Origin of the sequence: Pseudoalteromonas maricaloris, from assembly GCF_024746855.1 — a bacterium.
Lineage (GTDB): Bacteria > Pseudomonadota > Gammaproteobacteria > Enterobacterales > Alteromonadaceae > Pseudoalteromonas > Pseudoalteromonas maricaloris.
The window spans coordinates 3,999,783-4,013,118 of the sequence record NZ_CP024625.1 but is presented as its reverse complement, the minus strand read 5'-3'; the positions used below and the strand labels follow the sequence as shown (position 1 = coordinate 4,013,118).

Here is a 13,336-nt window from a genome sequence, read left to right as displayed (position 1 = left end):
TTTTTTATTATCCTTTTATTATGCAGTCCAATGAGGCATCTGAACTACATAAGATTGTATATAAATTCGGTGCAAATGCAAAAATAGGCACCTTACCTGTTGCGGCTGTGTAGTGTAGGGTGATGAAATGGATACAAAATGAACTTTAGCGTTACAGCATTTAGCATTGATTAATGGAATTAATGCAATAACACTCGGTTACTTGGTAATTGTGTATTGCTCACTTACTCAAGGCTTAGTTGGTGCTTAAACTGTGTTTTATAGGTTCGCGAGAGCGTTAATACTTTCCCACTTAGCAATGCGATTTCACTGTCACCGCTGGCGAGCGGCGTAATACTTACCACTTTAGACACATTAATAGCAAAAGAGCGATGAATACGCACGAAGCCAACGGGGTCTAAGCGCTGACATAACGTAGCAAGCGTGGAACGTAGCGGATAAATGCGGCCATTTACGTGTAGATTGACGTAATTTCCAGACGACTGTAACCACTCAACCTCTTCAACTTTAACGATAAATTCTTTACCAAGCTTACGTACCAATAAGTGATGAATAGGTTTGTGGAGTGTTTCATCTTCATCGCTTTCTTGTTTTATCGGAGATGCTTCACCAAGCATATGGGAGACACTAAATTGATAAGCTTTTATGAGTGCAATAAAAAACACTAAGCTCCACGCATCTTTTTGATATTCATAGATAAGTTCAAACCAAGAAAGGTGAAAGTTGTAATCTAGTTGCAAACTAAAATAAATCGTTTCACGTAATAACACCATGATGCCAACATGGCCAAAACAAAATAACAGTGAGGCAATAAAAAAGCTAAAAGCGACATTAAAAGGTTTGTGCCACTGCCAAGGAAATGCGTTTAAATACCAAGATATGGCAGGAATTAAGGCTAAACTGGCAGCAGCACTGGTATATTCCCATACGAAAGGTTCCCACAGCGCAAAATCGAGCTGCGCATCTCGTTTGGCATCCATGATCAGAGTAATGGCATTCAAGGTGTTATTAATCGTTAGAAAGAGGGCGAGTAATGCCATTGCCATCAAAGGGTGGAACTGCTGAATAAACGTACGTGAAAACATCATGGTTTGAGTTTTTCTTTTACTCTAGCAACTGGATGCAAAGCGGTCACTTATTTTATCCCTCTATTCCACGGTTTATCCCTAGCTATTGTTATTTAAGCAAATTTCGTTTGGTTGTACGCTGTATTGGCGCACTGTAGGGGGAAGTTTATTTTCAAAAAGAAATCCCATGGATCATTTAAATCGGCGAGTAGAGCTAGACTGGCTGCGTGTTATTGCATTTATGATACTCATTTTTTATCACACCGCCATGTTATATGTACCTAACTGGGGTTTTCACTACAAAAGTGCTTATACTTCGGTTTGGCTAGAATATCTAATGTTACTGATCTCACCATGGCGCATGTTGCTTATCTGGTTTATCTCGGGAGTTGCGCTTAGATATATTTTTGATAAACAAGGTGCATGCACAGCCATGCTCTTTCGCACTCCTTTGCTGTTGCTCCCGCTATTATTTGGCATATGGCTTGTTGTGCCCGTACAACTGTATGCAGAAATGCAGCAAAATGCTGGATTAACGCTTGGGTTTGTTGATTTTTACAAACAATTTATTGATTTTAACAGCCCTTTATTCAGTCAGTATCAAAGCGGTATTTGGCCCCATGTTGACGTCAATCACTTGTGGTATTTGCGAGAATTATGGTGTTTTACTTTGCTCCTTGCTGTGTTTCATATCGTCTTTAATTCTAACCTTCAAGTAATACTCCGGCATTTTATCACTTTGCGCTGGTCAACTTATCTACTAAGCGTGCTGGCTTTTGCAAGCTTACTCTGGGCTCAGCTAGCATTGGACGGCGATAGCAAAAGAGAGTTTCAGGGGGTTGTTTTTCTGCTCGCAGGTTATCTGCTTGCTAAGCATAATCGGTTTTGGGCTTGGCTTACTCGACAAGGTAAAGTGCTGCTGTGGGTTTGTGCAGTCAATGCTGTGATTATTTTGCTTTTATATCATTTTTACTGGTTGCAGCAAGACACGCGCACAACCTTCATTACTTTGGGTGGGAGTCTTGTGTTGGTGTTGCAGCGCGTGTGTGCGGTGTTGTTGATATTGGCATTAGCAGCGCGTTATCTTAACCGTCCTCATCCGCTGCTTACGAGGCTCAATAAAGTGGTGTTTCCCATCTATCTCTGGCATCAAAGCGTGATTATTGCCTTGGCGCTTTGGCTGAGTCGTTATCAACTCGGTGGTGTGCTTGAGAGCTTGTTGGTGATCACAGGAACACTGCTATTTTCTAGATTGTTGTTTTGGCTGGTGCCAAAGCTGGGTTCTCTTGGGTTGGTGGTGGGGTATCGCGCAGCCTTGCTGACAAACAATAAAATGCTTTGGGGGGTGGGGTGTTTGTTATTGTTGCCGCTGATCCTCCGGATTATTTAACCAGAGTACTGCACCATTGTGCAATAAATGCTCTACTCTTATTGCTAGGGTCAGTATGCCTCCGATGGAGGATACTTCACGGATAGCATCGCCACGGGCAAGGTGGTGAGCGAAAATAAGAAGAGGGAATCAAGCAAATGAAACCAATTTCTTCACCTCTGGCGGCAATTCAGCCGCATTACGATGTACTTGTTATTGGTAGTGGTTATGGCGGTTCTATCGCTGCGTCACGCATGGCGAGAGCCGGAAAATCAGTCTGCCTACTTGAGCGAGGGCGCGAGTTTTTAACGGGAGAATTTCCGGATACCGAATTGGAGGCCGCTGGCGAGTTGCAGTTTAATAGCCAAACAGGACACAAGGGCTCTCATTTGGGATTATTTGATATTCATATGCACCGTGAACAGAATGTCGTCGTCGGTTGTGGTTTAGGTGGCACCTCTCTTATCAATGCCAATGTTGCTTTGCCCCCAGTAGATGCAGTACTGAGAGATCCAGTATGGCCACACGCGATTAGAGATGATGAGGATGGCTTGTTGGAAGAGGGATTCACGCGGGCTCGAGAGATGCTGAAACCTGCCTTATACCCTGAATATTACCCAACTTTGAATAAACTGAAGGCTCACCAGCAGTCGGCAAATGCATTAGAAGCTCCCTTTAATAAAGTACCAATCAATGTATGTTTTGCGACGCCTGAAGGTGGCGTTAACCATGTGGGTGTTGAGCAGCAAGCATGTAATAACTGCGGAGACTGTGTGTCTGGCTGTAATTTCAATGCCAAAAATACCACTCGAATGAATTACTTACCGGATGCTTGGAATCATGGCGCAGAAATTTTTTGCCAGGCCAGTGTGCGCTACTTGGAGAAAACCGACTTCGGTTGGCGGGTGTTTTACCAAGACATGGGAACCGGCGCAGAGTGCTTTTCTGCAGCCCCGTTATTTGTTGAGGCGGATCTTGTGATTTTGGCTGCAGGCACGCTGGGCAGTAATGAAATTTTATTGCGTAGCCAAAGTCGTGGTTTGGCTATCTCTTCGCAACTTGGTCAGCATTTTACTGGTAATGGCGATATGTTGGGTTTTGGCTATAACTGCGACACCGAAATCGATGGTGTTGGGGTTGGTAATCTAGAGCCAGAAGGCAAAGCGCCTACAGGACCTTGTATCACCAGTGCAATCGATCTTCGTGAAGCGAGCGAACGCGCGCAACAAATGATTATTGAAGAGGGAAGTTTACCCGGCGCCATGGCGGGAGTGTTACCAACTGCGCTTGCAAGTGCTGCGGGTGTAATTGGGCTCGACACGGATCACGGTTTTTATGACGCTTTGGAGGAGCAAGCGAGAGTATGGCAAAGCCAATGGCGAGGCGCTTATCATGGTGCGGTAAAACATACTCAAACCTACTTAGTAATGAGCCATGACGATAGCCAAGGTGTCATAACTTTAGAGCAAGACAAGTTGAACATCCGTTGGCCAGAGTTAGGATCTCAGCCTAATTTTCATCATGTGAGTGAAAAGCTGCTTCAAGCGACAGCGGCGCTCGGTGGCACCTATGTTAAAAACCCAATTTGGTCACCGTGGTTGAATAATCGCTTGGTTACAGTTCATCCTTTAGGTGGCTGTCGGCTTGCTGAGACGGGTTCCGAAGGGGTGGTGAATCATAAAGGGCAAGTGTTTACAGGAGAGAGTGATGCCTGCTACGACTCGCTCTATGTGTCAGATGGTGCCATCATTCCAACGTCGCTTGCGGTCAATCCGCTGCTTACGATAAGTGCATTGACGGAGCGCTGCTGTGCACTTATCGCCAAGGACCGTGATTGGCAAATTGACTATCAATTGCCATCAAGCCGCTCCCGTAGCGCTGAGCCGACTACAACAGGGTTGGCGTTTACAGAGCGCATGCAGGGCTATTTTAGCCGCGTGGTAGAGCCAAGCACTACCTCTTTACAAACCTACTTGGCTGCCTATCAGCAGGGTCAAGAAACAAACCAAACGCTGTCGTTTGTATTGACGGTCACCTCGACGGATCTAGAGGTGATGTTGACCGACCCACAACATAAAGCGCATATTTCGGGTCGCGTTGAGTGCAATCTGCTTTCTGATAAACCACTGACCGTTCGCAATGGTGAGTTTCGTTTGTTTGAGCGTCAGGCCTTTCCTCCAAATACTCGGAAGATGATCTATAAAATGAATTTAACGGCGGAGGATGGCAAGCAGTACTTCTTTAATGCCTTTAAGTTAATCAAAGACGACCCTAACTCTCTCGATCTTTGGGATGATACTACAACCTTATTTGTTGATATTCATGAAGGAGAAGATACTCAAGGGGCCGTATGTGGTCACGGTATTATGAAGATAGCGCCGATTGATTTTGTGACGCAGCTTGCCACTATTCGTGTAAGTCATGCCGAGAGTAAAGCGGCTCGCTTAAAAGTCATCGCGCGCTTTGGGCAATTTTTTGCGGGCACACTATATCAAAGTTACGGCAGTATTTTTTACCAAGAAAAAACGCACAGTGGTGAATTGGTGCGCAAAAAGCGGCCGCTAAGGGCTCCAACACCTGAAGTATACTTGTTTGATACAGCTGATCATGTGCAGCTATCGCTGACTCGTTATCGTGGCGGTGACAAGGGCCCAGTTATGTTAGTGCATGGTCTGGGAGTTGCTTCGAGTATCTTTTCCACCGACATGATTGATACCAACTTAGTCGAGTACCTAGTCGCTAACCAATATGACGTGTGGCTATTGGATTATCGAGTCAGTATTTTGTTGCCTGCTGCCGCAAAGCAATCAAATGGCGATCAGGTAGCGAAATACGATTACCCAGCCGCGGTGAACAAGATCCGAACCATCACGGGAGCAGATAGTATTCAGGCGGTGGTGCATTGTTATGGTGCTACGACCTTCTTTATGTCTATGCTTCGCGGCCTTTCAGGGGTTCGCAGTGTTGTTGCATCACAAATTGCGGCGGACGTCGTGGTACCGATGGCAACAAAAATGAAAACAGGTTTACACCTCCCCTCATTTTTAGAAAGGCTGGGCGTAGACTCGCTAACGGCGCGTGTACCAGAGCAGAGCAATGGGCTTGCCTCTTTGTATGATAAGGCGTTAGGCTTGTACGCGCTCGCTGAAGCACAGGGGCGATGCAATAATGACAGCTGCCATCGCGTGACCTTTATGTACGCCTCCTTATACCGTCATGATCAGTTAACCGATTTGCTGCATGAGCATATTGATGAACTATTTGCCGAAGCCAATATTCAAACCCTAGAGCACCTTGCTGCAATTTGTCGCGCAGGAAAACTGGTTGATGCAGATGGCAAGGACGTTTACATGCCACACATCAACCGATTAAACGTGCCGACGCTATTTATTAGCGGGGCAGATAACGAATGCTATTTACCTGAGAGCACGAAAAAAACTTATGAACGTCTTTGTCTTGCCTTTGGTGATGAGCAATTTACGCGTAAGGTGATCCCCAATTACGCGCACATAGATTGTATCTTTGGGCGTCAGGCTGATGTAGATGTTTTTCCACATATTCTCAATCATTTAGAGCGATATTAGTTAGGACACTAAAGGCGGTAGGCACGATTAGTATCGGCCTACCAACTTCCGCTTAGCGTGAACGCAAACTCCGGTGGTACACGCTCGTAAATAGTTTCTACTGCGCTTATGGCGTTTGCCCGTGAGGTGTTGTAATACAAGCGTCGATATTCGTATCTAGACGTGAGTGGCGAAGCTTCTAAGTTGAGCTTAACTCGCTGGCTTACTTGAAGCTGCGCTTGCAAAGTCAATTGCAATGAGCCTGATTCAATAAACTGCTCATCGGAGTAATATTCGCGATAACTATCCCCGCTGGAAATCTCTGCGCTCCACGAAAAGCGATTAAAGCTTTGTCGAAACTGCACGCTAGCCCAATGTGGAACAGTCCCGTTAATCGTACGTTTTCCTGTGAGCGCGTCACGGTATGATGCGTCTCGATAACTATAATCAAGATTGAGCTGACTGTTGTTGATCCAGCTTGATAAGTCTAGATTAACCGCACCATCTAGCCCCCAAAGTGCGGCATCCCCGGCATTTTCAACTATGCTTTCACCTCGATTATCTTGCTGATATTCATGCACATCTTTTTGCCACTGATAAAAAGGCTTAACGTTAAAACGCCATCTTTCACCTTCTTCAATATCAATTTGCAGTGCAAGTTCAGTGTACTGCATTGGCTTTATTTCAAGATTGCCAAACTGTAAGCGGCCAAATCCTGCGTTGAGCTCTGGTAAAAAAAGTGAAAAATCGAGCTGTTCCACTTCATGCTTTAAGGTGGTTGTAAGCTGAATGTGTTTTGTTGCGTCATAATTTAATCGCACCAACGGCTTGGCGATGAGATGCTGAATATCTTCACTTTTACTACTGTTGGTCGAAAGCGTAGCCTGTTCGGCTGCCAGTTTGCTGTATAACTGCCATTTTGGTGAAAGCGACCAAGTAAAAGCAGCAAAAGGCTCAATACTTAGCTCTTTTATCGTGCTGTGTAACTGCTCCTCGGGCAATAGTGTGTTGGCATTCACGCGATTGATACTGGCCTCAAGACCGTACTCCGAGACAGTGTCGTTTACCATCAGGCGAATTACTCGCTCGTCAGTACGCCTATACTGTGTAAAGCTCGGTGTTGAAAGCCGCGCAGAGAGACCATCAAGCATGTGCAACTCATTTTTTTGTTTTGAGTAGTAACCTGTAAGTTGTGTGCTCCAGCGCTGACCTTGCCACTGCCTATCGATAGACATTTCGCTAGTGTCTGTTTTATCGCGCTCTTGCGAAAACGCAGATTCAACATCGCTGGGTGAAGTTGGCGTGCGGTACAGCCATTCGTATTGCGACTGCAAGTTGTCTTTTACAGCCTGAACATTGAGCGTTAGGGCACCATCCTGCATGGTTTTATGGCTGGTAAGTGAGAGCGTTATTCGCTCACTTTGCTCTTTAAATGTTTCTTCGCTCTTTTCCTCGAGAGTATTACTAGACGCAAACAGTTGACCTTTATTGGTACTTTTAAATGGCTCATCCTGAGCTTGAATATGACCGCTGTGTGTCCATTGCCCTTTAGGTAATACAAATCCCGCCATTGCTGTTTTGCCAGTGGAGGCACTGGCATTTATTGCACTACCTAGTTGCCAATTATAGGCATTGTTTTTTTCATCACGAATGATGTTAACAATTTGATTATATTGCTTAAGTGAAGGAAATGGATGGTGACTTAGGTACACTTCTAGCGCAACGATTTGGTCAACGGGAAGTTGTTTTAAATACTCCGAGACCGATCCAGACTTTACGCGGATCTCCATACCATTTAATAAAATATTGGCAGAACTGCCTCCGAGGCCGCGCTCACCACTTTGTTCAATGAGTGTGAATGACGGTAAGCGCTCGATAGCTGCAAGTGCATCTTGTGCTGCAAACTGTTGCAGTGAACTTCCAGCATAAACACTCGGTTTAGCGTTATCCATATTGGCGTAAACGCTGCTACTTATGACGCTCATTAAAGCGTAATAGGCCGCCGTGAAGGGATGAAGTCGTGTCATTGTTCCTCTTTGAATAAAAAGCTCTCCATTGCGCTATTAAAAATAAAAAAGCAGATAAAACAAATTATTAGGTACGTAAGGTGGTTCTATGGGACGGAGCGACGGGAAACCGTAAGCGGGTTCACGTCGCTCGTTGGTGTTATGCGGCTTGAGAAAGCGTATCAAAGCGTGACTTTAGTGCTTTCTTGTAGCCTTTACTCAAGCTAATTTGCGCGCCCGTTGATAACTTGATGATGGCATTACCAGAAGCTTTGGTGATGATACGTTCAACATAGGCTAGGTTAACCAAATAAGAGCGGTGGGTGCGCACAAACATATCGCTTGGCAGCATGGCTTCAAACTGAGATAGGGTCGCTCGTTTGAGGTATTGGTGTGACTCGGTGTGAATTTCAACATAGTTTTTAGCTGCCACAATGTGCACTATGTCTTTGATTTGTAAAAATGACTTATCGCCGCCTAAATCCACAAGCAAACGTTGATTTATCGCGGTACTATTGTTTTCTTTATTGCTTTCAATACGGATAAACTTGTGCCAAATCATAAAGCAGACGTAGATCACCAGCGGGTGTAATGGCGCAAAATAATACAAGGTATAGGGAATATCATCGCGATAAACGAGATAGTCGAATCCAGCTTGTATAGACATGCTCAGCACGAATAAAACCGAGCAGCAAACGAGGTAATTGCGCCAACATACCTTATTCTGTTGGCTGAGTTTATTTAGCCATAAGAAGAGTATAGGTGTGTAAATATACCAAAGCCCCCATTCCTGCAAGGCCCACCAGATAGGGTTATTCAGTCGCTCACTTTCTATCTCAACCCAATCGTGCAGTAAGTCGATTGCGGTTAAAAATATGATGACGGCAGTCCAGCCAACTCCAGTAATAGTAAGAATAGGTTTGTATACGGTGTGCACGAACTTTTCCCTAAATTAGATACTTCTAGTTTACCGATTTTTTATAAGTTCACAAATCCTCAAGGAGCGACCTGGCATGTAGTCTTATTTGCCTTTAACTAAAGATAAGCCTTAAGCAAAGCTCAAGTGAGTTAACCAAATACGCATCTGAAGCATGCGCCTTGCTCGCGCCTAAGATAAATTAAGTCGCCGCCATGATTGATCATAATTTGTCTCGATAGGCTTAAGCCTATCCCCGAGCCTTGTTGTTTAGTGGTAAAAAACGGCACGAAAATCATGTCAATGACATGTTCTGCGATGCCGGGCCCATTATCGCTTATTTCTATATAGTGCTGGCCTGCGTTATTGGCTCCAGTTTTCAACACCACTTGGCGGGTGTTTCGCTGGTCTTCGTCATTGCGCTGCTGCACCGCTTCAATGGCATTTTTGGTTAAGTTAATAAGCACTTGCTCAATCTGAGCCGTGTCTAACATCACCAGTTGGGAGTGGCTAACATCAAGCTGTAAGTCTATGTTCGCTTGATGACAGCTTTGTTGATGTAACTGATAAATCCCTTCTACAATCGACGCAAGCTGGGCAGGTTGCAGCGCTGGGCTGGGTAAATTACTCACCGTTCTAAAACGGGCGATAAAAGCGCCCAGATACTCAGTGCGTTTTGCCAGTGTTTGCAACGCTAAGGCTAGGTCTTGTTTATCCTCTTCATCGTCAAAACTTAATGTGTCGGGCAAGAGTCCCTCACAGGTTTGTGCAATGGATGACAGAGGTGTAATAGAGTTAGCCACCTCATGCGTAAGCACTTTGGTGAGGCGCTTATAGGCTTGCTGCTCTTTGTTTTGTAATGCATCACGAATGGATTGTAAGGTGACAATTTTACGAATTTGCCCTTGGATCTGCGCTGACGTTATTTGTATAGACAAGTTATCTTGTTGCTCGCCATATTGCCAATTTGCTATTGTTTTCAAGCTGTTATCGCATTCATTAATCAGTGGTGCGATATCTTCTAAATCTTCGCTGTGATTAATGGGTTTACCGAGTAAGCGGGTTACCGCTGGGTTGGACTCAATGACATTACCATCTTTATCGAAAACCAGTACGGCTAAATCTATATGCACTAAGAGGGTCTGTAAAAAGTGAGCTTGCTGCTCAGCGCTCAACCGCGCGTTTTGGATCCGCGTTTTAATTTCTTCTAAGTGTTGCCGCATGGGGTGATGTTGGCTTAATCCCAAGGAGCTATCGCCATTGGCTAAAGACTTAAGTACAAAGCCCATGTGCTTGTTTTGCTTGTTAAATTGAAAGTATAAGGCCGAGATAAACACGATGGTAATAAGGGTGATCAACAGCCAAGTTGCCGAAAAGCCACCTTGTATATACAAATATAACGAGAGCCCATTGGAGATTACTAAGCCAATAATAGTAAAGAAAAAAACAAGGGTGGGGTGGTGAGCAAGGCGGGTCATTTCTTTTCTTCCTACAAATCGTACTTTTCTAAGCGACGATACATCGCCCCTCGGGTTAACCCGAGCGCTTTGGCTGCGTTTGAGACATTGCCTTGATAATGCTTGAGCGCTGCACGCACCGTACGTTGTTCAATCTCTTCAAGGTTGAAAGTGCCTTCAAAAGTGAGTGTGTTGGTGTCCGAGGTATCTTCCATACTTGCTTGTGCCGCCGTGGGATTAGTGCCAATCACGGTACTGATATCCAAAAACTCGCTTTCACTTAAGATCACCGCACGCTCAATAGCATGTGCGAGCTCTCTGACATTACCTGGCCACGGGTAGGTTTGTAGACATTGCATGTCGCTGCTATTTACCTCAAGCTGCCTTTTATACTTGTGGCAAAAGTGTTTAAGGTAGTAGTTTACGAGCAGTGGAATATCCTCGGTACGCTCGCGAAGCGGTGGCAGACGGATCTCTATGGTATTGATCCGATATAATAAATCTTGCCTAAAACGGCCTTCATCAACCGCTTTTTGCAGATTGTCGTTGGTGGCACAGATAAGCCGTATGTCCACTGAAATGGGCTTATTGCCGCCCACTGGAGTGACTTGCCGATTTTGTAGCGCTGCAAGTAGCGTTGTTTGTTGGCTCATTGGCAGGTTGCCCAATTCGTCCAAAAACAAGCTCCCCTCGTGTGCGAGTTCAAAGCGGCCTACCTTATCGCTTTTCGCATCTGTAAACGCCCCTTTTTTATGACCAAACAATTCGCTTTCAAACAAACTTTCTGAGATAGCACCCATGTCTAGGCTGATAAAGGTATTGTCGCGGCGCATACTCGCCTGATGAATGGCGTGGGCGGCGAGCTCTTTGCCCGTGCCACTTTCGCCGGTGATCAGAATATTGGCATCGGTGAGTGCTGCGCGTTCTATGGTACTAAATACCTTTTGCATGGCCGGGCTTTGACCTAAAAAAGCAAATTGATGGCTACCACTAGATTGATTGAGTGCCTGATTTAACCCTTGTGCCTGACGAGTGAGCTTACCAACTTGCTGCTTGTCTTTGGCATGGGCAAATGCGGCAGCAACCGCACCGAGTAGTTGGTCGTTTTGCCAAGGCTTAGCGATAAAGTCGGCGGCGCCTGCTTTTATCGCATCAACGGCAAGCTGAATGTCACCATAGGCAGTCATTAACAACACCACAATGCTTGGGTCTTGTTCGACAATTTTCTTTAACCAATAAAAGCCCTCTTTGCCACTAATAGCATCTTGGCTAAAGTTCATATCAAGCAAGATCACATCTATTTGCTGCGAAGCGATCTGCGCTTCTATATCAAAGGGGTTATCTGTGGTGATGATGGTTTGGTAATGCTTTTTTAGCAAAAGCTTTGCTGCAATTAATATATCGCTGTTGTCGTCGACAATTAATATGGTGCCTTCCTGCTTCATATCCTGATCGCTTTATTTTTCTTTTAGCGTACCGCAATCGTTTAGATCTCGTCTACGAAAAGTGTTCATTTATGGACACTTTGTTATTTTTGATGTGTTCTATTTCCGGACACTTATTATTCTTAGAATATAATGCTAAACGCCTAACATTTTGTAATTGCTAATAAAATCAAGCTTGGCACGGGGCTTGATATTAGTCATACATATTCGATAAAACGATTTAACCGACTAACAACAAGAGGCGTGATTATGGATAAGAAAATAGAGCGTTCAGGATTGCAAAAACATCTTAAAAAAGCGGTGGCAGGTGGTGTACTTCTGAGCATTGCAGCAGCGGCACTGGCATTCAATAACACTGCCTCTTCAGGCCGTAGTCAAAATCTCGCGCTGAGTAGTCTCACGGTGAGTACCGTAAGCAAGGGGGCGTTTGTGGACGCACTAAGCTTACGTGGTCAAGTCGTACCAAAAACCACGATTTACTTAGATACCATCGCCGGTGGTCAAGTGGAAGAGCGCTTGGTGGAGCAGGGTGAGTTTGTTGAAGCGGGTCAGCCATTAGTGAGATTGAGCAATACCAGTTTACAGCTAGACGTGATGAGTCGCGAAGCGCAAGTAACAGAGCAGCTTAACTTCCTAAGAAACACCCAAATGACGATGGAAACCAGTCGCCTTAATTTACGCCGTGACTTGCTTGAAATTGACTTACAAATTAGTCATTTGGAACGTCGTTATAAGCAATCCAAGCCACTTGTTGAAAAAGGCGTGCTGGCAACCGACAGATTGTCTGAAATTGAGGACGATTTACAGTATTACAAGGCCCGAAAGGAGCTGACGTTAGAGCGCCAAACGCAGGAAAATTCAATTCGTAAAGTACAAGTCGAACAGCTAGAAGACAGTGCTGAGATGTTACAGAAGAACTTGCAATTTGCCCGTAAAAATCTCGAAAACCTACTGATCAAAGCGCCGGTGTCGGGTTACTTGAGTGAGCTGGATGTTGAAATCGGTGAGTCAAAGAGTAAAGGGGCAAGGTTAGGCCAAATTGACATTCCGAATGAATACAAGTTGGTTGTCCGTCTTGATGAGTTTTATTTAAATCAAGTACAACCGGATATGGCAGTGAATGTGATGTTAGACAGTGGCTTAGTCAGTGCAAAGGTGAGCAAAATTGATAGCCGTGTAACGCAATCACAATTTCAGGTAGAAGTGGCATTACCAAGCGGCCAAAGCGACATTAAACGCGGCCAAAGCATAGATGTAGAACTGATGCTTGGCGGTAACAAAGAAAATGCCTTATTGCTAAAACGCGGTGCCTTCTTTACTAGCTCTGGTGGTAACTGGGTATACGTGTTGGCAAGTGATGGCAAAACCGCCGAGCGTCGTGATATTCGCTTAGGTAAAAAGAATCAAGATTATTACGAAGTGTTAGATGGCTTATCACAAGGTGAGCAAGTGATCACCTCAAGCTATAGCAACTTCGACAAAGCGCAACAACTCAATTTCTAAGGATATAACA

General features: G+C 44.9%; 8 protein-coding genes. 3 read left to right on the top strand and 5 right to left on the bottom strand.

The features are described 5' to 3' along the window. Positions 1–224: 224 nt before the first annotated feature. Entirely contained in the window at positions 225–1,088 is an 864-nt protein-coding gene (locus tag CTT31_RS17750; protein WP_045965497.1) for a LytTR family DNA-binding domain-containing protein, read from the bottom strand. Between the two features lie 166 nt (positions 1,089–1,254). Here CTT31_RS17750 and CTT31_RS17745 point away from each other — a divergent pair, with 166 nt between their 5' ends. Together CTT31_RS17745 and CTT31_RS17740 are read left to right on the top strand one after the other, a co-directional pair. Then, on the top strand, positions 1,255–2,457 hold the full coding sequence (locus tag CTT31_RS17745; protein WP_260491687.1) for an acyltransferase family protein: 1,203 nt from the start codon (positions 1,255–1,257) through the stop codon (positions 2,455–2,457). A 137-nt stretch (positions 2,458–2,594) separates the two neighbouring features. Beyond that, on the top strand, positions 2,595–6,020 hold the full coding sequence (locus tag CTT31_RS17740; RefSeq protein WP_260491686.1) for a GMC family oxidoreductase N-terminal domain-containing protein: 3,426 nt from the start codon (positions 2,595–2,597) through the stop codon (positions 6,018–6,020). 38 nt (positions 6,021–6,058) lie between these two features. Here CTT31_RS17740 and CTT31_RS17735 read toward each other — a convergent pair whose 3' ends face one another. The 4 genes from CTT31_RS17735 to CTT31_RS17720 form a co-directional block, all read right to left on the bottom strand. Continuing rightward, positions 6,059–8,026 carry a TonB-dependent receptor gene (locus tag CTT31_RS17735; RefSeq protein WP_260491685.1) on the bottom strand — a complete coding sequence of 656 codons (1,968 nt, stop codon included), beginning with the start codon at positions 8,024–8,026 and terminating at the stop codon, positions 6,059–6,061. Between the two features lie 139 nt (positions 8,027–8,165). Further along, complete coding sequence (locus CTT31_RS17730; protein WP_017218591.1) at positions 8,166–8,942, bottom strand: LytR/AlgR family response regulator transcription factor; 777 nt, start codon at positions 8,940–8,942, stop codon at positions 8,166–8,168. A 131-nt stretch (positions 8,943–9,073) separates the two neighbouring features. Next, entirely contained in the window at positions 9,074–10,399 is a 1,326-nt protein-coding gene (locus CTT31_RS17725; RefSeq protein WP_017218592.1) for a sensor histidine kinase, read from the bottom strand. Between the two features lie 11 nt (positions 10,400–10,410). Beyond that, positions 10,411–11,823, bottom strand: coding sequence for a sigma-54-dependent transcriptional regulator (locus tag CTT31_RS17720; protein ID WP_045964984.1), 1,413 nt, complete (start codon positions 11,821–11,823; stop codon positions 10,411–10,413). Positions 11,824–12,072: 249 nt separating this feature from the next. On the opposite strand from CTT31_RS17720, the gene CTT31_RS17715 reads away from it, so the two are divergent. Further along, the gene (locus CTT31_RS17715; RefSeq protein ID WP_017218594.1) at positions 12,073–13,326 is read left to right on the top strand and encodes an efflux RND transporter periplasmic adaptor subunit; all 1,254 of its coding nucleotides are present in this window, start codon (positions 12,073–12,075) and stop codon (positions 13,324–13,326) included. Positions 13,327–13,336: the final 10 nt, after the last annotated feature.